We start from the raw sequence: 18,445 nt of genomic DNA, 5'->3' as shown, positions 1-18,445 counted from the left end.
AAGGATTGCCGCATTGCTTTATCTGACTGGGCGTTCACCGGACGATTTTTGTATTTGATAGAGATAAGTCAGGAGGATAGTTTGAACTTTAAACGAAACTGGGCTGGCGTAATCAGCTGTTTTTTGCTGTTTACGGTCGTTTGCATGTCACTCGCTTTTAACGTGAAAGGCGCCTTCAGAGCGTCCGGTCATCCCGAGCTGGGCCTGTTGTTCTTCATCCTGCCGGGGGTAGTAGCCGGTTTTCTCTCACGTAAAGGCGAGGTGGTGATGCCGCTTATTGGGGCAATGCTTGCGGCCCCGCTCTGCCTGCTTCTGATGCGCGTGCTGTTTCTCTCGTCGAGAAGCGTCTGGCAGGAAGTGGCGTGGCTACTGAGTGGCGTTTTCTGGTGTGCGCTGGGCGCGCTCTGTTTCTTATTTACGCGCAGCCTGCTGCAACAGCGGAAGCACCGTAAATAAAAACGCCCTCAGGGTGAGGGCGTCTTCGCATTACTGAGCCGCAAACAGGCCCAGGTGTTCTTTGGCGTAGGCCTCAAAATCGGTGCAGCCGCCGATGTGTTTCTGATCGAGGAAGATCTGCGGCACGGTTTCAACCGGTTTACCCACAGTTTTTTCCAGATCGGCTTTAGTGATGCCTTCCGCGTGGATATCCACGTAACGGAAGTTGAAATCATCACGTTCTTCAGTCAGTTTCTCTGCCAGCTCTTTCGCGCGTACACAGTAAGGGCATCCTGGACGACCAAAAATTACTGCAAACATTTCTCTCTCCTCAAAAAACAAGCCTGACGGCGAATAGCGCCTATAGTGCACGATAACCTGCCGTCATGGAAAGAAGGTTTCACCTGTCACTTTGATACAGTCAGGCTATGTTTCGCCAATTACATCAGGTGGATCATTGCCTATACTGGCTGCCATACGTTTTACGCAACACAAAGAGAGACAAAATGACGCCAACCATTGACCTGCTTCGTTCCCACCGTTCCATTCGCCATTTCACCGATGAGCCGATTACCCAGGCGCAGCGGGACGCGATCATCGACAGCGCAAGAGGCACCTCCAGCTCCAGCTTTTTGCAGTGCAGCTCCATTATCCGCATCACCGATCCGGCGATGCGTGAGCAGCTGGTAACGCTGACGGGCGGACAAAAGCACGTTGCCCAGGCGGCTGAGTTCTGGGTGTTCTGCGCCGATTTTAACCGTCACCTGCAAATATGCCCTGAGGCCGAGCTGGGGCTGGCGGAACAGCTGCTGCTGGGCGTTGTGGATACGGCACTGATGGCGCAAAACGCGTTCACGGCGGCGGAATCTCTGGGGCTTGGCGGCGTCTATATTGGCGGGCTGCGTAACAACATCGAAAGCGTGACGGAACTGCTGAAGCTGCCGAAACACGTGCTGCCGCTGTTTGGTCTGTGCCTCGGCTGGCCGGCGGATAACCCGGATCTGAAGCCGCGCATTCCTGCTGCGATGCTGGTGCATGAAAACCACTACCAGCCGGTCGACCAGGACGTTCTGCATCAATACGATGAAGAGCTGGCGAACTACTATCTGACGCGTGACAGCAACAACCGCCGCGACACCTGGAGCGACCATATTCGTCGCACCATCATCAAGGAGAACCGCCCGTTCATTCTCGACTACCTGCACAAACAGGGCTGGGCAACGCGGTAGTCCATTCCTCCTGCGCCTCGTGTATGATAGGCAGGCTTTTACCATGTCTTTAGAGAGGTGCAGGGTGAAAATTGCCATATTGTCCCGGGATGGAACGCTCTATTCATGTAAACGCCTGCGAGAAGCGGCGGCGAAACGCGGACATCAGGTTGAGATCCTCGATCCGATGTCCTGCTATATGAACATCGACCCTGCGGCGTCGTCGATTCATTACAAAGGCCGCAAACTCCCGCATTTTGATGCGGTAATTCCCCGTATTGGCTCCCAGATCACCTATTACGGCACGGCCGCGCTGCGTCAGTTTGAAATGCTGGGAAGTTATCCGCTCAACGAGTCCGTGGCGATCTCCCGCGCCCGCGATAAGCTGCGCTCGCTGCAACTGCTGGCGCGCCAGGGGATCGATCTGCCCGTCACCGGGATTGCCCACTCCCCGGACGACACCAGCGATTTAATCGATATGGTGGGCGGTGCGCCGCTGGTCATTAAGCTGGTGGAAGGTACGCAGGGTATTGGAGTGGTACTGGCGGAGACGCGTCAGGCGGCGGAAAGCGTGATCGATGCGTTTCGCGGTCTGAATGCCCATATTCTGGTGCAGGAGTATATTAAAGAGGCTAAAGGGTGCGACATCCGCTGCTTTGTGGTGGGCAATGAAGTGGTGGCCGCTATAGAGCGGCAGGCGAAAGAGGGCGATTTTCGCTCTAACCTTCACCGCGGCGGTATCGCACGGGTGGCCCTTATCAGCGAGCGCGAGCGTGAGATTGCGGTGAAAGCGGCGCAGACGCTGGGCCTGGACGTGGCGGGGGTCGATCTGCTGCGTGCCGACCGCGGGCCGTTGGTGATGGAAGTTAACGCCTCGCCGGGGCTGGAAGGGGTGGAAAAAACCACAGGCGTCGATATTGCAGGTAAAATGATCGCATGGATTGAACGCCATGCGACGCCGGGATTTTGCCTGAAAACGGGCGGTTAAATGGATCGGCGCGCACTTTTTGCGTAATCTGGACAACGTTTTTATTTAAGAGGCTGCACTGCGATGGATTTACAGGTCGTACCTACACTGGATACGTTACGTCAATGGCTCGATGATGCCGGTATTACTTTCTTCGAATGCGACTCCTGCCAGGCGCTGCATCTGCCTCACATGCAAAATTTCGACGGCATTTTCGATGCCAAAATCGATCTGATTAACGACGTGATCCTTTTCTCCGCGCTGGCTGAAGTAAAGCCGTCCGCGCTGCTGGCGCTGGCATCCGATCTGTCAGCGATCAACGCCAGTTCTTTGACGGTGAAAGCGTTTCTTGACATACAGGATGATAATCTGCCAAAGCTGGTGGTTTGCCAGTCTTTATTCTCCGGCGCGGGGCTCTCCTTCAAGCAGTTCGCCTGGTTTATGCGCCTGAGCGAAGAGCAAATTTCCATGGTCATGATGGAAGCCAACGCACATCACCTGCTGTATAGCGCGGAAGATGACGCCGAGAATAATGATGCATCTCCCAATTTTCTCCACTAAGCCTGTCTGACTTTTGCGCAGTCGCTGCCAGAGCGGCTGCATAACACCGTTTTTTCTGCTGCTTTTAACCTTTCTTTAAAGAATTTTTCACCTCCTCTCCGGCCGTTTCGGCTTATCACGTAGACATAATCTGCATAAAAAATTGATAAAAGGCGTTTTTTCGTCTGGGCTATAGCCGGAGACACGGGCTACAGTTATTCTTGCGGTGCTTAAAAAAGCGAGCGGAACCTGCCGGGATGAGGGGGGTATTTTATTTCGGGCAGAGCGACAAACTATGCATGATTATTGCATATCTTCAGGCTGCACAGTTTTGGTTCGTTTGTTAACGAACTTTCAGAAGGAATAACAATATGATCGCCTTGAATAAAAAATGGTTATCGGGTCTGGTTGCGGGTGCTCTGATGGCCGTCTCTGCCGGCACGCTCGCTGCGGAACAAAAAACGCTGCACGTCTATAACTGGTCTGACTATATTGCGCCGGATACCGTCGCCAATTTTGAAAAAGAGACCGGCATTAAGGTTGTCTACGACGTATTCGATTCCAACGAAGTGCTGGAAGGCAAACTGATGGCGGGCAGCACCGGTTTCGACCTGGTGGTGCCGTCGGCAAGCTTCCTGGAGCGTCAGCTGACCGCCGGTGTCTTCCAGCCGCTGGACAAGAGCAAATTACCGAACTGGAAAAATCTCGATCCGGACGTGCTGAAGCTGGTGGCGAAGCACGACCCGGACAACAAATACGCGATGCCTTACCTGTGGGCGACCACCGGTATTGGCTATAACGTGGATAAAGTCAAAGCGGCGCTGGGCCCGGACGTCAAGCTGGACAGCTGGGACGTGGTGCTGAAGCCGGAAAACCTCGAGAAGCTGAAAAGCTGCGGCGTCTCTTTCCTCGATGCGCCGGAAGAGATTTTCGCCACCGTGCTTAACTATCTCGGCAAGGATCCAAACAGCAGCAAGGCTGACGACTACACCGGTCCGGCGACCGACCTGCTACTGAAGCTGCGTCCAAATATTCGCTACTTCCACTCCTCTCAGTATATCAACGACCTGGCGAACGGGGATATCTGCGTGGCCATCGGCTGGGCGGGCGACGTCTGGCAGGCGGCGAACCGCGCGAAAGAGGCAAAAAACGGCGTGAATGTTTCCTACTTCATTCCGAAGGAGGGGGCGCTGGCGTTCTTCGACGTCTTCGCGATGCCGGCTGATGCGAAAAACAAAGAGGAAGCGTATCAGTTCCTCAACTACCTGATGCGTCCGGACGTGATTGCTCACATCAGCGACCACGTCTACTACGCCAATGGTAACAAGGCCTCCGAGCCGCTGGTGAGCGAAGAAATCCGCAATAATCCGGCGATCTACCCGCCAGCCGATGTGTTTGCCAAGCTCTTCACCCTGAAAGTGCAGGAACCAAAAATTGACCGTGTGCGTACCCGCGCGTGGACCAAGGTGAAAAGTGGTAAGTAACGGCGTTTGATATCGTTGCCCGGTAGCGCCGTCGCTTACCGGGCTGACAAATACCGTAGGCCGGGCAAGCGTTAGCGCCGCCCGGCGATGCGCACCCTGACGGTGCGTTTGCACCAGTGTTGATCTATGCCGGAGAGCACCCCGTGAATGACGCGATCCCCCGCCCGCAGGCGAAAGTCCGTAAAGCGCTGACCCCGCTTCTTGAAATTCGAAACCTCACCAAATCCTTCGACGGCCAGCATGCCGTGGACGATGTCAGCCTGACGATCTACAAAGGTGAAATATTTGCTTTGCTCGGCGCATCCGGCTGCGGTAAATCGACCCTGCTGCGCATGCTGGCCGGGTTTGAACAGCCCACCGCCGGGCAGATCGTGCTGGATGGGGTAGACCTCTCCAGCGTGCCGCCGTACCAGCGGCCCATCAACATGATGTTCCAGTCCTATGCCCTGTTCCCGCACATGACCGTCGAGCAGAACATCGCCTTCGGCCTGAAGCAGGACAAACTGCCGAAAGCCGAAATCACCGCGCGCGTGGCGGAGATGCTGAGCCTGGTGCATATGCAGGAGTTTGCGAAGCGTAAGCCGCATCAGCTTTCCGGCGGCCAGCGTCAGCGCGTGGCGCTGGCAAGAAGTCTGGCGAAGCGTCCAAAATTATTACTGCTCGACGAGCCGATGGGCGCGCTGGATAAAAAGCTGCGCGACCGGATGCAACTGGAAGTGGTGGATATCCTCGAGCGCGTGGGGGTGACCTGCGTGATGGTGACTCACGACCAGGAAGAGGCGATGACCATGGCCGGGCGCATTGCGATCATGAATCGCGGTAAGTTCGTGCAGATCGGCGAGCCGGAAGAGATTTACGAACACCCGACAACCCGCTACAGCGCGGAGTTCATCGGCTCGGTGAACGTATTCGAAGGGCTGCTGAAGGAACGCCAGGACGACGGTCTGGTGATTGAATCGCCGGGGCTGGTGCACCCGCTGAAGGTTGATTCTGATAACTCCGTGGTCGACAACGTGCCGGTTTACGTTGCCTTGCGCCCGGAAAAAATCATGCTTTGCGATGAGCCGCCCGCCGATGGCTATAACTTTGCCGTGGGCGAAGTGGTGCACATTGCCTATCTCGGCGATCTGTCGATTTACCATGTGCGCCTGAAAAGCGGCCAGATGCTCAGCGCCCAGTTACAGAACGAACACCGGTATCGCAAGGGACAGCCAACCTGGGGCGACGAAGTGAGCCTGTGCTGGGATGCGGACAGTTGCGTAGTCCTGACGGTATAAGGAGCGGTCATGAGCACACTTGAACCTCCAGCCCGCGTCAAAAAACCGGGCGGTTTCGCGCTCTGGCTGGCGCGCATACAGATGGCGCATGGCCGCAAGCTGGTCATCGCCATGCCCTATATCTGGCTGATCCTGCTGTTTCTGCTGCCGTTCCTGATCGTCTTTAAGATCAGCCTGGCGGAGATGGCGCGGGCGATCCCACCGTATACCGATCTGTGGGAGTGGGCCGACGGGCAGCTGACGCTGACCGTAAACCTCGGTAATTTCCTGCAACTGACCGACGATCCGCTCTATTTCGAAGCCTATTTGCAGTCGTTACAGGTTGCGGCTATTTCTACGATCTGCTGCTTGTTGATGGGCTACCCGCTGGCGTGGGCAGTGGCGCACAGCAAGCCGTCGACGCGAAATATTTTACTGCTATTGGTCATTTTACCGTCGTGGACGTCGTTCCTGATCCGCGTGTACGCGTGGATGGGGATCCTGAAGAATAACGGCATACTGAATAACTTCCTGCTGTGGCTTGGGGTGATCGACCAGCCGCTGACGATCCTGCATACCAACCTTGCGGTGTATATCGGGATTGTCTATGCCTATCTGCCGTTTATGGTGCTGCCGATCTATACGGCGCTGACGCGTATTGATTACTCGCTGGTGGAAGCCTCGCTGGATCTCGGCGCACGCCCGTTGAAGACTTTCTTCAGCGTCATTGTGCCGCTCACCAAAGGCGGGATCATCGCCGGATCGATGCTGGTGTTTATCCCGGCTGTCGGGGAGTTTGTGATCCCGGAACTGCTCGGCGGCCCGGACAGCATCATGATTGGCCGCGTGCTATGGCAGGAGTTCTTCAATAACCGCGACTGGCCGGTGGCCTCGGCGGTGGCGATCGTCATGTTACTGCTGCTGATCGTGCCGATCATGTGGTTCCATAAACATCAGCAGAAACAGATGGGAGACCACGGATGAACAACTTACCGGTAGTACGCTCCCCGTGGCGAATTGCGATCCTGATTATCGGCTTTACCTTCCTTTATGCGCCGATGCTGATGCTGGTGATCTACTCGTTCAACAGCTCTAAGCTGGTCACCGTCTGGGCGGGCTGGTCGACGCGCTGGTACAGCGAGCTGTTCCACGATGATGCGATGATGAGCGCGGTGGGGCTGAGCCTGACCATTGCGGCGCTGGCGGCGACGATGGCCTGCGTGCTGGGCACGATTGCCGCGCTGGTGATGGTGCGCTTTGGCCGTTTCCGCGGGGCAAATGGTTTTGCGTTTATGATCACCGCCCCGCTGGTCATGCCGGACGTGATCACCGGGCTGTCGCTGCTGCTGCTGTTTGTCGCGCTGGCGCACGCCATCGGCTGGCCAGCGGATCGCGGGATGCTCACCATCTGGCTGGCGCACGTCACCTTCTGTACGGCATATGTGGCGGTGGTCATCTCCTCGCGGCTGCGCGAGCTGGATCGCTCCATTGAAGAGGCGGCGATGGATCTCGGCGCCACGCCGCTGAAGGTCTTTTTCATCATCACGCTGCCGATGATTATGCCGGCGGTGATCTCCGGCTGGCTGCTGGCGTTCACGCTCTCGCTCGACGATCTGGTTATCGCCAGCTTTGTGTCGGGACCGGGCGCGACGACGCTGCCGATGCTGGTCTTCTCCAGCGTGCGGATGGGGGTGAATCCGGAGATCAACGCCCTGGCCTCCATCATCCTTGGCGTGGTCGGAATTGTCGGATTTATCGCCTGGTATTTGATGGCGCGCGCGGAAAAACAGCGTGTGCGCGATATCCAGCGTGCAAGACGCGGCTGAAGGAATTACTATTTCCAGTGATGTGCCGCGTATGACGCGGCACTGTTTTTCAGGGAAGTAAAAACATTGGGATTCTTACAAAAAACACGTCATTCGCACGCCCGTCCGAACGTCCCTGCGCTGGTGCAGGTGGCGGCGCTCGCCATTATTATGATCCGCTGTCTGGATGTGCTGATGATAATGAACACGCTGGGTCCGCGCGGAATGGGGGAATTTATTCACCGCAGCGCGCAGACGTGGAATCTGACGCTGGTGTTTCTCAGCAGCCTGATGCTGGTGTTTATTGAGATCTACTGTGCGTTCTCGCTGGTGAAAGGCGGTAACTGGGCGCGCTGGGTGTATCTGCTGACGCAGATCACCGCCGCAGGCTACCTGTGGGCCGCCTCGCTGGGCTATGGCTATCCGGAGCTGTTCAGCATACCCGGTGAGTCGCGACGTGAGATTTTCCATTCACTGGTGATGCAAAAACTGCCGGATATGCTGGTTCTGTTCCTGCTATTTGCACCAGCTTCGAGCCGGCGGTTCTTCCGCCTGCAATAATGTGTATAATCGCAGCCCTCTTGTTTCTTAAGGTTTTCATATGCAGTGCGCACTCTACGACGCCGGACGCTGCCGCTCCTGTCAGTGGATAGAACAGCCGGTCTCTCAACAACTCACCGCCAAAATGGCCAACCTGCAACAGCTGCTGGCAGCACACGCGGTGGGCGAGTGGTGCGCACCCGTCAGCGGCCCTGAGCAGGGCTTTCGCAATAAAGCCAAAATGGTGGTCAGCGGCAGCGTTGAAAAGCCGCTGCTGGGGATGCTGCACCGCGACGGTACGCCGGAAGATTTAACCGACTGCCCGCTGTATCCCGCCTCGTTTGAGCCGGTGTTTAGCGCTCTGAAACCGTTTATCGCCCGGGCGGGGTTAACGCCCTATAACGTTGCCCGCAGGCGCGGCGAGCTGAAATACCTTCTGCTGACCGAAAGCCAGATCGACGGCGGGATGATGCTGCGCTTTGTGCTGCGTTCGGAAACCAAACTAGAGCAGCTGCGCGCGGCACTTCCGGGATTGCAGCAACAGCTTCCGCAGCTCAAGGTTATCACCGCAAATATTCAGCCGGTGCATATGGCGATCATGGAAGGGGAGAAAGAGATCTTCTTCACCGAACAGCATGCGCTGGAGGAGCGTTTTAACGGCGTGCCGCTGTGGATCCGTCCGCAAAGCTTCTTTCAGACTAACCCCACCGTCGCCAGCGCGCTGTACATCACCGCGCGCGACTGGGTGCGTGCGTTACAGGTTCATCACATGTGGGATCTGTTCTGCGGCGTCGGCGGCTTTGGCCTGCACTGTGCCACGCCAGACATGCAGCTCACCGGCATTGAGATCTCCGCCGAAGCGATTGCCTGCGCGAAGCAGTCCGCCGCGGAGCTGGGGCTGACGAATCTGCACTTCCAGGCGCTGGACTCCACGCAGTTCGCGACCGGGCAGGGCAACGTGCCGGAGCTGGTGCTGGTGAACCCGCCGCGCCGGGGCATCGGCCAGGCGCTCTGCGACTACCTGAGCCAGATGGCGCCGGAGTACATCGTCTACTCCAGCTGTAACGCGCAGACCATGGCGAAGGATATCGCCAGCCTGCCGGGCTACCGCATCGCGCGCGTTCAGCTTTTCGATATGTTCCCCCATACCGCCCATTATGAAGTGTTGACGTTGTTAACCAAAGCGTAGGCCGGGTAAGGCGAAGCCGCCCCCCGGCATAAACCCCACACAATGTTCAACAAAATGTGAACTCTTCCCCCGCTCGAAATCAGGTAAGCTTACGACATAACAAATGATTGAAGGCTTACCCATGAAGCAGATCCTGCTGGTAGAAGATGACCACGATATCGCGGCACTCCTGCGTCTTAACCTGGAAGATGAAGGCTACGCCATTACCCACGAGCCCGACGGGGGCAACGCCTTACAGCGTCTTGAAACACAGCCGTGGGACGCGGTGATCCTCGATCTGATGCTGCCGAATGTCGATGGTCTGGAGATTTGCCGCCGTATCCGCCAGATGACCCGTTACCTGCCCATTATCATCATTAGCGCCCGCAGCAGTGAAACTGACCGTATTACCGGCCTGGAAACCGGGGCGGATGATTATCTGGCAAAACCTTTCTCGGTGCAGGAGCTGATTGCCCGCATTAAGGCGCTGTTCCGCCGACAGCAGGCGATGGGCCAGGCGCAGACGGACGGCATTATTCAGGCGCACGGTCTGACTATCGATCCGCTGGCGCGCACCGTGCGTCTTAACGGTCAACACGTCGATCTCACTCCGCGTGAATTTGAACTGCTCTATTTTTTTGCTCGCCATCCTGGAGAGGTCTTTTCACGGCTGGCATTGCTGGAGCAGGTGTGGGGGTATCAGCACGAAGGCTACGAACACACCGTCAACACCCATATTAACCGCCTGCGCATCAAAATAGAAAAAGATGCCGCCGAGCCGGAGATCGTTCGCACCGTCTGGGGCAAAGGCTACAAATTCGCGGAGCAGAATCATGATGCGTCGCTTTAGCCTGAGCCAGCGCCTGACGCTGCTGTTTACGGTGTTACTGCTGCTCTGCGCCACCGTCGCCTGTGCGGTGCAGCTCTACAGTAGCATGCAGTACGGCAACGCGATGGTGCAGCGGCTCTCCGGCGGGCTGGCGCAGCAGATTGTGCAGCGGGAAGCGATTCTGGATTCGCAGGGCAGGGTGGATCGCAGCGCCTTAAAACCGCTGTTCGACCGGCTGATGACCTTTAATCCGAGCGTCGAGCTGTATGTTGTCTCGCCTGATGGCGATATCCTGGCCGATGCCGCCCCGCCGGGGCACATTCAGCGGCAAAAAATTGACCTCGCGCCGATACAGAATTTCCTGAGCGGGACGGTGATGCCGGTGTTTGGCGACGATCCCCGAAGCCAGAATAAGAAAGTCTTCAGCGCCACCCCGCTGCGGCAGGACGGCGAGCTGAAGGGGTATCTGTACATTATTTTGCAGGGGGAAGAGTCCAACGCGCTGGCGGAGATGGCCTGGCACAAAGCGCTCTGGAGTACGGCGCTGTGGTCGATGCTGCTGGTGGCGCTGTTTGGTCTGCTGGCGGGGGTGCTGCTCTGGTACTGGGTGACGCGCCCGGTTAAAGAGCTCACGCTGGACGTGGCCGGGCTGGAGCAGGACAGCATCAGCGCGATTAAGCAGCTGGCGGCCCAGCCGCTTGAGCCTGCCGGCCAGGATGAAGTGGCGATCCTGCGCAATACCTTTATCGAGCTGGCGCGCAAAATCACCTCTCAGTGGGATCGGCTGGCCGACAGCGACCGCCAGCGCCGGGAGTTTATCGCCAACATTTCGCACGACTTACGCACCCCGCTGACGTCGCTGCTGGGTTATCTGGAAACGCTGTCGCTCAAATCCGCCACGCTGTCGCCGCAGGAGCATCAGCAGTACCTCGCTACCGCGCTGCGTCAGGGGCAAAAGGTACGCCATCTGTCGCAGCAGCTGTTCGAGCTGGCGCGTCTTGAGCACGGCGGCATCAAGCCCCAGCGCGAACGTTTTGCCATGGCTGAACTGATTTCCGACGTGGCGCAGAAGTTTGAGCTTACCGCCCGCACGCGCGAGGTGAACCTGCGTATTGATGTGCCGGGGCGATTGCCGCTGGTGAACGCCGACGTGTCGATGATCGAGCGCGTGGTCACTAACCTTCTGGATAACGCCATCCGTCATACGCCGAGCGGCGGAGAAATTCGTCTGGCGGTCTGGCAGGAGAATGAACGACTTCAGGTCGAAGTGGCAGACAATGGTACGGGCGTAGATGCCTCGCTGCGCGACGATTTGTTCCAGCGGCCTTCAGCGTTAAATCCTCAGGCGTCGCGAGAGAACCGTGGGGGATTAGGGCTGTTAATCGTGAAGAGAATGCTGGAGCTGCACGGCGGTGGGATCAGGCTGATGGAGTCCGTGAGCGGGGCGCGGTTCAGGTTCTTTGTACCGCTATGAGAAATTGCCGGGTGGCGCTGCGCTTATCCGGCCTACAGACCACCCCCGCAGGCCAGACCACCCGGCAAAAAGAGATTACTGAGGGAACCACTGCTCGCTGATTTTCTGGTACGTACCGTCAGCTTTGATCGCTTTCAGCGCGCCGTTCAGTTTCTCAAGCAGAGCCTTGTTATCCGGACGCACGGCAATACCGAGGCCAGTGCCGAAATACTGCGGATCGGTCACTTTCTCCGTCGCTGTACCCAGCTGCGGGTTGGTTTTCAGCCACTCATTCACGACTGCGGTGTCGCCAAATACGCCATCGATACGGCCATTTTTCAGGTCGATAATGGCATTCTGGTAGCTGTCGTAGGCCACGGTTTTCACTTCAGGATGCTTGTCCTGGAGGTATTTCTGGTGCGTGGTGCCGTTCTCCATGCCGATGCGCTTGCCTTTCAGCTCGTCGAAAGATTTATAAGCTCCTTTCTTCGCAATCACCACCGCAGAGTTCGCGTAGTACGGGTCGGTGAACGCGACCTGCTTGCTGCGCTCTGGCGTAATGTCCATGCCGGAGATCACCGCATCGTATTTTTTAAATTTCAGGGACGGGATCAGGCTGTCAAACGCGTGGTTAGTAAAGGTGCAGTCGGCCTGCATCTGTTTGCACAGCGCTTTCGCCAGGTCAATGTCGAAACCGACGATCTGGTTGCTGGCATCCAGCGATTCAAACGGCGGATAGGTGGCAGAAACGCCAAAATTGATTTTATCGGCGGCGGATGCGCCAGCGGCGAAGGTTGCGAGTAATGCGGCCAGAACTAACTTTTTCATTGTAATGCTCCCGTCTGTCTTATTGATGCGCCGTGTCTGCGGCCTGGATGTACAATGCCAGTTAATGAATTTATATGCAATAAAAATGATTAAGTATTATTTTAATCACAAAAAAAAGCGGATAACCCATCAGGTTACCCGCTCCATGAATACCGTTTTATGCATTTGCGTGGTTAATTCCTGCGCTCAAACGCTAACGCCTTACGCTCGATAAGACGCATCATCAGCGTCAGCAGACCGTTGACCACCAGATAGACCAGACCCGCCGCACCGAACACCATTACGTCGTAGGTGCGTCCGTACAGCAGCTGTCCGTGGCCCATCACTTCCATCAGGGTGATGGTGTAGGCCAGTGAGGTGCTTTTGAACACCAGAACGACTTCGTTGGAATAGGAAGAGAGCGCGCGCTTAAAGGCATAGGGCAGCAGGATCGCCAGCGTATCCTTCTTGCTCATGCCCAGCGCTCCGCAGGACTGCCACTGGCCTTCCGGGATCGCGCGAATGGCACCGTAGAACAGCTGCGTGGTGTAGGCGGCGCTGTTCAGCGAGAGGGCAATCAGGGCGCAGAGCCACGGTTCAGAGAGCAGGTGCCAGATCACCGGGTATTCCTGTAACGACGGGAACTGCCCCGGGCCGTAGTAAATCAGGAAGATTTGCACCAGCAGGGGCGTACCGGTAAAGAGCGTAATGTAGCCACGTACAATCCACACCAGCACTGGCGTTTTCAGCGTCAGGACGATGGTGAAGATCAGCGCCAGGATCAGCGCCACGATGATAGACGCGACGGTCAGCGTCAGGCTGGTGTGCAGCCCTTTCATCAGTTCGGGTAAATAATCCAGCATCAGCCTGGTCTCCGTTCAAAACGCGTTGCGCGCAGGTCAATACGCTTCAGAACGTACTGGCTCAGCAACGTGATCACCAGGTAGATTGCCGCCGCGACGATGTACCAGGTAAACGGCTCCTGCGTACGGGTGGCGATACTTTTGGTTTGCAGCATCAAATCGTTCACGCTGATCAGGCTTACCAGCGCGGTATCTTTCAGCAGTACCAGCCACTGATTACCCAGCCCTGGCAGGGCATGACGCCACATCTGCGGCATCACCAGGCGGAAGAAGATCGCCGCTTTCGACAGGCCCAGCGCCTGACCGGATTCCCACTGACCCTGTGGCACCGCTTTCAGCGCGCCGCGCAGCGTTTGTGACGCATAGGCTGAATAGAGCAGGGAGAGCGCAATCACGCCGCACAGGAACGGGCTGACGTCGAAGTTCTCGATCTGCATCTGCACCGGGATTTGCGCAAAGCCGAGATTAATCGTGAAGCCGTCCGACAGCGTTAACAGCAGCTGTGAGGAGCCGAAATAGATAAACAGGACCACCAGAATTTCCGGGAGTCCACGCAGCACAGTCACCAGCGCTGAACCGAGCCATGCGACAGGGCGCCACTTAACGGACTCCCACACCGCAAAGAACATCGCCAGTACGAGGCCGATAATCAGTGCACAAACGGCAAGGCCGACGGTCATCCCGGCGGCGCTTGCTAAAGGAAAAATTTCATTCATCAGGAATTACTTCTGGAACCATTTTTTGTAGATGGTTTCGTAGGTGCCGTCTTTCTTCACTTTTTCCAGCGCAGCGTTGAATTTCTGCTGCAACTCGGTGTTGCCCTGACGTACGGCAATACCCAGACCTGTACCGAAGTAGTCTTTATCGGTCACCTTGTCACCCACGGCAGCCAGCTTGTCGTTCGCTTTCAGCCATTCAGTCACGACAGCCGTATCCCCGAACACCGCATCGATACGACCGTTTTGCAGGTCCAGTTTCGCATTCTGGTAGCTGTCATACGGCACGGTGGTGATTTCCGGGTGCTTATCCATGATGAATTTCTGGTGCGTGGTGCCGTTCTGCACGCCGACTTTCTTGCCTTTCAGCAGGTCAACGGAGGCGTATTTACCTTTCTGACCGATGAACAGCGCCGAGTTGTCGTAGTAAGGGGTGGTGAACAGAACCTGCTTCTCACGCTCCGGTGTGATGTCCATACCGGCCATTACGGCGTCGATACGGCGGAACTTCAGGCTTGGGATCAGGCTGTCGAACGCCTGGTTGCTGAAGGTACAGGTCGCGTCGATCTCTTTACACAGGGCATTTGCCAGGTCCACGTCGAAGCCAACAATCTTGTTGTTCGCATCAATGGATTCAAACGGAGGGTAGGACGCTTCAGTGGCGAAACGGATGGTCTGGGCTGCGGTAGCGGAAAGGCTGACGCTAGCAAGCAGCGCGGCAATCAATACTTTTTTCATTATAATTTCCCTAACACATCAGTGTGATAAGTAGTTTTTGAAGGCATCGGTTTGCGGGTTAGTGAAGCAGCTCGCGTCACCCTGCTCAACGATATACCCGTTTTCCATATAGACCACGCGGCTGGCGGTTTTGCGCGCCACTTCCACCTCGTGGGTCACGATGACCTGGGTAATGTTGGTTTCCGCCAGCTCACGAATGATACTCACGATCTGGGCAGTAATTTCCGGATCCAGCGCCGCGGTCGGCTCATCGAACAGCAGCACCGCTGGCTCCATCATCAGCGCACGGGCGATCGCCACACGCTGTTGCTGACCACCAGAGAGATGCAGAGGATAACGGTCGCTGTACGGTTTCAGACGCAGACGTTCCAGCAGCTTTTCAGCACGCGCCATTGCCTGGTCTTTGCTTAAGCCAAGCACGCGGCACGGGGCTTCAATCAGGTTTTGCACCACCGTCAGATGCGGCCAGAGATTGTATTGCTGGAAAACCATGCCCACGTTTTGACGCAGTTCACGAATCGCTTTATCAGAAGGGGTTTTCGCGAAGTCAAAATGGTTACCGGCGATGGCCAGCGTTCCCGAACGGGGCATTTCAAGCAGATTTAAAACACGCAGAAGGGAGCTTTTTCCCGCGCCGCTTGGGCCAAGCAAAACCAGCGTTTCGCCCTCCGGGCAACTCAGCGTAATGTCGAACAGCGCCTGGTGTGCGCCGTAGAAGCAGTTAATGCCGTTTAGTTTAATACTCATCGGGGCAGTCTTTACTCATCCAGGCAAACTATAGCAATTGAGGCCGCAGATAGTACCGTTGACAGAATAGTTATGCAATATTTATGCGTTAAAAGTTAAATATAACCCGTGTTTACTCTTAAACATAGCACAAAATAGCGACGGGAAAGGGGGGCGAGTATAAATGTCGGCATTCCGCCTGAAATGCCGGACATTTTACGGGGTTAACGTTTATTTAACGGATGCGTTAGCGGTTCTCAATCGACTGGCGAAGGGTGCCTGCCGGGGCATGAACGCTGCCGCCAATGTAGCGTACATCATCTACTGCCCAGCACTGGCCTTCACGGATCATCAGCACCTCATCCTGCCAGGTTTGCGTCCCCTGGGTTAGCTTCACGCGCAGGGGAATATTGCGTGCGTCGGTATTTGGAATGGTGGATGCGCTGGCGACGTCGGCGCTGTCCGGCAGCGTGTCGCGGCTTGAGAACGGATCGGATGACAGCAGGGCGTTATGCTGCGGATCGCGCGAAGCGTCGGTGAGCAGTTTCGCCAGATTATCGCTCAGGTACGGGCGCAGGGCGGTCAGGTCATTACCGCGATGCTGAATACGGTAATCATAAAATTGTTGCGCCACGGCGTCCGGGCCACCCTCAATACAAGGGCCGCTGCGGGTTCCGATATCCTTAAAGGCTGGCGTGACCGGCGTTGTGCAGGCGCTGAGCACCAGCGCGCATGGCACTAAAAGCGTTAAAGCAGAGTAGCGCATGTTGATTTCCTTATTTATTAACTATCCTTTCAATCATAGCGTAACGAACCGATAATGCAGTTGCTAACGCATTGAACGCTAAAGAAGGAGAGAAAGTATGCAGTTTTCAACAACGCCAACCCTGGAAGGTCAACCGATTACCGAGTACTGCGGCGTGGTCACCGGTGAGGCGATTCTGGGCGCGAACATATTCCGGGACTTCTTTGCCGGCATTCGGGATATCGTCGGGGGTCGCTCCGGCGCGTACGAGAAAGAGCTGCGTAAAGCGCGTGACATTGCGTTTAAGGAGCTGGGCGAGCAGGCCAAAGCGCTGGGCGCGGATGCGGTGGTAGGTATTGATATCGACTACGAAACGGTCGGGAAAGATGCCAGCATGCTGATGGTGAGCGTAAGCGGTACGGCGGTGAAAACCCGTCGATGAAGCGTTCGCTCTCAACCCTCCTGCTGGCGATATTGCTGGCAGGATGCGCCTCGGAAGAGGGCATCGTTGATAAAGGCGCCTACGAGCTGGATACGCGCCATCAGGCGCAGGCGGCCTACCCGCGTATAAAGGTGCTGGTTATTCACTACACCGCCGACGATTTCGACACCTCGCTTGCGACCCTGACCGATAAAAACGTCAGCTCTCACTATCTCATTCCCGCAAAGCCCCCAGCTCCACAGGGCAAACCGCGTATCTGGCAGCTGGTCCCGGAGAGCGAGCTGGCCTGGCATGCGGGCATCAGCTTCTGGCGTGGCACCAACCGCATAAATGATACCTCCGTCGGCATTGAGCTGGAAAACCGCGGCTGGCGGCAAACCGATGGCGTGAAAACCTTTACCCCCTTCGAACCGGGGCAAATTGCGGCGCTGATCCCGCTTGCCAGAGATATCATCGCCCGCTACGACATAAAACCGCAGAACGTGGTGGCACACTCGGATATCGCCCCGCAGCGCAAAGACGATCCTGGCCCGATGTTTCCGTGGCGCGAGCTGGCGCAGCAGGGTATCGGGGCCTGGCCCGATCCGGCGCGGGTGAATTTTTATATCAACGGCCGACCGCATTATCAGCAGGTTGATACCGCAGCGCTGCTCGATCTGCTGGCGCGCTACGGTTACGAGGTGCCAGAAAACAGCACGCCCGCACAGCAAAAACGCATCATCATGGTTTTCCAGATGCATTTCCGCCCGCAGTTATGGAATGGCGTAGCGGATGTGGAAACCATGGCGATTGCCGAAGCACTTTTAGAGAAATACGGGCAGGGGTAAACCTTCGGATTACCCCCGAGTGAGTATATTTTCTTAAGTTTCTATCAGATTAATCCTAAGTACAAACTCATTTCATTTTTAGTTAATTGACTTAAAATTATCCCGATTTAAGATGGACACATAGCGCGCTAAGTAATGTAGCGAATTAATCAAAAACTTTACTCTTTTATTTTTATTCTTGAGATTTTCATCAGGTAAAAATTTATGGTTCGGCGTAAATGCCGCGGCCATCTTATTTTAAAAAATCACATCTTAAATCGGGTATAACAATGTTAAGCATCTATGGAAAAAAATTACGTCCACAATATGAAATGGAAAGAATTATTTCTGCAACCGCAGGCGTTGAAGAAAAAACGTTAAAGAAATGGCAGAAAATTTCCACTACTGATTCCGGTTACATTCATGTCATCGTCAGCGGCGAAGTCGAATTTCGACGTGAATCTGACGAACTGTGCATGTTTACTGTCACCGGACAATGCCTTTTCGGCCTATCGTCAATGTATTACAACGCCACCCATATGTACGGCCTTGTCCGGACGAATACGGTCGTTCGCTCGATCAAGAAAGAGGTCTTCGCCCAGCTGATGACCGAAAAAAATCTGTGGCCTGACCTGACCAAAGTCCTTTCCTGGTACATATGCGTGATGAGCAAACGTGATGATGTTCTGGTTGCCCGCAGTGCGTATTCTGTTGTTCGTGAATTTTTATATGAGATTAACGATCTGACTGTTCATCAGCAACGTGATATTAACGTTTATGATTACATTCAGGAATACACTAACCTCGCACGTAGTACTATTATCAAAATCCTTTCTGATCTGAAAAAAGGTCAATATATTGTGGTGGAAAAAGGTCGATTGCTTAACCTCACCGCACTGCCTGAAAAATATTAACAC

General features: G+C 55.7%; 22 protein-coding genes. 15 read left to right on the top strand and 7 right to left on the bottom strand.

Translation table 11 applies throughout. The features are described 5' to 3' along the window. The first annotated feature begins 81 nt into the window (after positions 1 to 81). On the top strand, positions 82 to 456 hold the full coding sequence (locus CU081_RS20570; protein WP_017384878.1) for an inner membrane protein YbjM: 375 nt from the start codon (positions 82 to 84) through the stop codon (positions 454 to 456). 30 nt (positions 457 to 486) lie between these two features. On the opposite strand, the gene CU081_RS20565 is transcribed toward CU081_RS20570, so the two are convergent. After that, positions 487 to 756 (bottom strand): GrxA family glutaredoxin, encoded by a 270-nt coding sequence (locus CU081_RS20565; protein ID WP_006809455.1) that lies wholly within the window; start codon positions 754 to 756, stop codon positions 487 to 489. Between the two features lie 185 nt (positions 757 to 941). Here CU081_RS20565 and nfsA point away from each other — a divergent pair, with 185 nt between their 5' ends. The 11 genes from nfsA to CU081_RS20505 all read left to right on the top strand — a co-directional run bounded on the left by nfsA (position 942) and on the right by CU081_RS20505 (position 11,706). Then, on the top strand, positions 942 to 1,664 hold the full coding sequence (nfsA, locus tag CU081_RS20560; RefSeq protein WP_003858388.1) for a nitroreductase NfsA: 723 nt from the start codon (positions 942 to 944) through the stop codon (positions 1,662 to 1,664). 64 nt (positions 1,665 to 1,728) lie between these two features. Then, positions 1,729 to 2,631 carry a 30S ribosomal protein S6--L-glutamate ligase gene (rimK, locus tag CU081_RS20555; protein WP_032608931.1) on the top strand — a complete coding sequence of 301 codons (903 nt, stop codon included), beginning with the start codon at positions 1,729 to 1,731 and terminating at the stop codon, positions 2,629 to 2,631. A gap of 63 nt (positions 2,632 to 2,694) precedes the next feature. Beyond that, positions 2,695 to 3,171: a YbjN domain-containing protein gene (locus tag CU081_RS20550; RefSeq protein ID WP_003858385.1), complete on the top strand. Its 477-nt coding sequence runs from the start codon at positions 2,695 to 2,697 to the stop codon at positions 3,169 to 3,171. 350 nt (positions 3,172 to 3,521) lie between these two features. Beyond that, the gene (gene potF / locus CU081_RS20540; protein ID WP_022650689.1) at positions 3,522 to 4,634 is read left to right on the top strand and encodes a spermidine/putrescine ABC transporter substrate-binding protein PotF; all 1,113 of its coding nucleotides are present in this window, start codon (positions 3,522 to 3,524) and stop codon (positions 4,632 to 4,634) included. 143 nt (positions 4,635 to 4,777) lie between these two features. Next, positions 4,778 to 5,911 carry a putrescine ABC transporter ATP-binding subunit PotG gene (potG, locus tag CU081_RS20535; protein ID WP_017693732.1) on the top strand — a complete coding sequence of 378 codons (1,134 nt, stop codon included), beginning with the start codon at positions 4,778 to 4,780 and terminating at the stop codon, positions 5,909 to 5,911. A gap of 9 nt (positions 5,912 to 5,920) precedes the next feature. Continuing rightward, entirely contained in the window at positions 5,921 to 6,874 is a 954-nt protein-coding gene (potH, locus tag CU081_RS20530; RefSeq protein WP_003858381.1) for a putrescine ABC transporter permease PotH, read from the top strand. Continuing rightward, positions 6,871 to 7,716: a putrescine ABC transporter permease PotI gene (gene potI, locus CU081_RS20525; protein ID WP_003858378.1), complete on the top strand. Its 846-nt coding sequence runs from the start codon at positions 6,871 to 6,873 to the stop codon at positions 7,714 to 7,716. The genes potH and potI overlap by 4 nt, the downstream gene beginning before the upstream one ends. A 42-nt stretch (positions 7,717 to 7,758) precedes the next feature. Next, positions 7,759 to 8,256: a YbjO family protein gene (locus CU081_RS20520; RefSeq protein ID WP_100185515.1), complete on the top strand. Its 498-nt coding sequence runs from the start codon at positions 7,759 to 7,761 to the stop codon at positions 8,254 to 8,256. A 40-nt stretch (positions 8,257 to 8,296) separates the two neighbouring features. Beyond that, complete coding sequence (gene rlmC, locus CU081_RS20515) at positions 8,297 to 9,424, top strand: 23S rRNA (uracil(747)-C(5))-methyltransferase RlmC (protein ID WP_003858373.1); 1,128 nt, start codon at positions 8,297 to 8,299, stop codon at positions 9,422 to 9,424. A 121-nt stretch (positions 9,425 to 9,545) separates the two neighbouring features. Further along, positions 9,546 to 10,253: a response regulator transcription factor gene (locus CU081_RS20510; RefSeq protein WP_022650690.1), complete on the top strand. Its 708-nt coding sequence runs from the start codon at positions 9,546 to 9,548 to the stop codon at positions 10,251 to 10,253. Beyond that, on the top strand, positions 10,237 to 11,706 hold the full coding sequence (locus CU081_RS20505) for a sensor histidine kinase (protein WP_022650691.1): 1,470 nt from the start codon (positions 10,237 to 10,239) through the stop codon (positions 11,704 to 11,706). The genes CU081_RS20510 and CU081_RS20505 overlap by 17 nt, the downstream gene beginning before the upstream one ends. Positions 11,707 to 11,781: 75 nt before the next feature. Here CU081_RS20505 and artJ read toward each other — a convergent pair whose 3' ends face one another. The 6 genes from artJ to CU081_RS20470 form a co-directional block, all read right to left on the bottom strand. Next, complete coding sequence (gene artJ, locus CU081_RS20500) at positions 11,782 to 12,513, bottom strand: arginine ABC transporter substrate-binding protein ArtJ (protein ID WP_015571008.1); 732 nt, start codon at positions 12,511 to 12,513, stop codon at positions 11,782 to 11,784. 173 nt (positions 12,514 to 12,686) lie between these two features. Next, positions 12,687 to 13,355, bottom strand: a complete 669-nt coding sequence (gene artM, locus CU081_RS20490) for an arginine ABC transporter permease ArtM (RefSeq protein ID WP_003858369.1) — start codon at positions 13,353 to 13,355, stop codon at positions 12,687 to 12,689. Continuing rightward, on the bottom strand, positions 13,355 to 14,071 hold the full coding sequence (artQ, locus tag CU081_RS20485; protein ID WP_003858367.1) for an arginine ABC transporter permease ArtQ: 717 nt from the start codon (positions 14,069 to 14,071) through the stop codon (positions 13,355 to 13,357). Before artQ ends, artM begins: the two co-directional genes overlap by 1 nt. A 6-nt stretch (positions 14,072 to 14,077) precedes the next feature. After that, the gene (artI, locus tag CU081_RS20480; protein ID WP_006174322.1) at positions 14,078 to 14,809 is read right to left on the bottom strand and encodes an arginine ABC transporter substrate-binding protein ArtI; all 732 of its coding nucleotides are present in this window, start codon (positions 14,807 to 14,809) and stop codon (positions 14,078 to 14,080) included. 18 nt (positions 14,810 to 14,827) lie between these two features. Then, the gene (gene artP, locus CU081_RS20475) at positions 14,828 to 15,556 is read right to left on the bottom strand and encodes an arginine ABC transporter ATP-binding protein ArtP (RefSeq protein ID WP_006809439.1); all 729 of its coding nucleotides are present in this window, start codon (positions 15,554 to 15,556) and stop codon (positions 14,828 to 14,830) included. A gap of 226 nt (positions 15,557 to 15,782) precedes the next feature. Next, positions 15,783 to 16,301, bottom strand: a complete 519-nt coding sequence (locus tag CU081_RS20470; protein ID WP_022650693.1) for a lipoprotein — start codon at positions 16,299 to 16,301, stop codon at positions 15,783 to 15,785. 97 nt (positions 16,302 to 16,398) lie between these two features. Between CU081_RS20470 and CU081_RS20465 the strand changes: the two genes are divergently transcribed. The 3 genes from CU081_RS20465 (at position 16,399) to CU081_RS20455 (ending at position 18,442) form a co-directional block, all read left to right on the top strand. Continuing rightward, complete coding sequence (locus CU081_RS20465; RefSeq protein ID WP_003858361.1) at positions 16,399 to 16,722, top strand: heavy metal-binding domain-containing protein; 324 nt, start codon at positions 16,399 to 16,401, stop codon at positions 16,720 to 16,722. Continuing rightward, positions 16,719 to 17,549, top strand: a complete 831-nt coding sequence (locus tag CU081_RS20460; RefSeq protein ID WP_022650694.1) for an N-acetylmuramoyl-L-alanine amidase — start codon at positions 16,719 to 16,721, stop codon at positions 17,547 to 17,549. Before CU081_RS20465 ends, CU081_RS20460 begins: the two co-directional genes overlap by 4 nt. Positions 17,550 to 17,818: 269 nt before the next feature. Beyond that, positions 17,819 to 18,442: a helix-turn-helix domain-containing protein gene (locus CU081_RS20455; RefSeq protein ID WP_022650695.1), complete on the top strand. Its 624-nt coding sequence runs from the start codon at positions 17,819 to 17,821 to the stop codon at positions 18,440 to 18,442. Positions 18,443 to 18,445 lie beyond the last annotated feature (3 nt).

This window comes from Enterobacter sp. CRENT-193 (assembly GCF_002787395.1).
GTDB classification, from domain to species: Bacteria; Pseudomonadota; Gammaproteobacteria; order Enterobacterales; family Enterobacteriaceae; genus Enterobacter; species Enterobacter hormaechei_C.
This window is presented reverse-complemented; position numbering and strand designations above follow the sequence as displayed.

Bases quoted from the DNA above. Each gene is read 5' to 3' on its own strand.
- potF (WP_022650689.1), top strand. From the start codon at position 3,522: ATGATCGCCTTGAATAAAAAATGGTTATCGGGTCTGGTTGCGGGTGCT.
- CU081_RS20455 (WP_022650695.1), top strand. From the start codon at position 17,819: ATGTTAAGCATCTATGGAAAAAAATTACGTCCACAATATGAAATGGAA.
- CU081_RS20550 (WP_003858385.1), top strand. From the start codon at position 2,695: ATGGATTTACAGGTCGTACCTACACTGGATACGTTACGTCAATGGCTC.
- artM (WP_003858369.1), bottom strand. From the start codon at position 13,355: ATGCTGGATTATTTACCCGAACTGATGAAAGGGCTGCACACCAGCCTG.
- CU081_RS20460 (WP_022650694.1), top strand. From the start codon at position 16,719: ATGAAGCGTTCGCTCTCAACCCTCCTGCTGGCGATATTGCTGGCAGGA.
- nfsA (WP_003858388.1), top strand. From the start codon at position 942: ATGACGCCAACCATTGACCTGCTTCGTTCCCACCGTTCCATTCGCCAT.
- artQ (WP_003858367.1), bottom strand. From the start codon at position 14,071: ATGAATGAAATTTTTCCTTTAGCAAGCGCCGCCGGGATGACCGTCGGC.
- CU081_RS20470 (WP_022650693.1), bottom strand. From the start codon at position 16,301: ATGCGCTACTCTGCTTTAACGCTTTTAGTGCCATGCGCGCTGGTGCTC.
- potH (WP_003858381.1), top strand. From the start codon at position 5,921: ATGAGCACACTTGAACCTCCAGCCCGCGTCAAAAAACCGGGCGGTTTC.
- artP (WP_006809439.1), bottom strand. From the start codon at position 15,556: ATGAGTATTAAACTAAACGGCATTAACTGCTTCTACGGCGCACACCAG.
- rlmC (WP_003858373.1), top strand. From the start codon at position 8,297: ATGCAGTGCGCACTCTACGACGCCGGACGCTGCCGCTCCTGTCAGTGG.
- CU081_RS20565 (WP_006809455.1), bottom strand. From the start codon at position 756: ATGTTTGCAGTAATTTTTGGTCGTCCAGGATGCCCTTACTGTGTACGC.
- artJ (WP_015571008.1), bottom strand. From the start codon at position 12,513: ATGAAAAAGTTAGTTCTGGCCGCATTACTCGCAACCTTCGCCGCTGGC.
- CU081_RS20465 (WP_003858361.1), top strand. From the start codon at position 16,399: ATGCAGTTTTCAACAACGCCAACCCTGGAAGGTCAACCGATTACCGAG.
- artI (WP_006174322.1), bottom strand. From the start codon at position 14,809: ATGAAAAAAGTATTGATTGCCGCGCTGCTTGCTAGCGTCAGCCTTTCC.
- potI (WP_003858378.1), top strand. From the start codon at position 6,871: ATGAACAACTTACCGGTAGTACGCTCCCCGTGGCGAATTGCGATCCTG.
- CU081_RS20510 (WP_022650690.1), top strand. From the start codon at position 9,546: ATGAAGCAGATCCTGCTGGTAGAAGATGACCACGATATCGCGGCACTC.
- CU081_RS20505 (WP_022650691.1), top strand. From the start codon at position 10,237: ATGATGCGTCGCTTTAGCCTGAGCCAGCGCCTGACGCTGCTGTTTACG.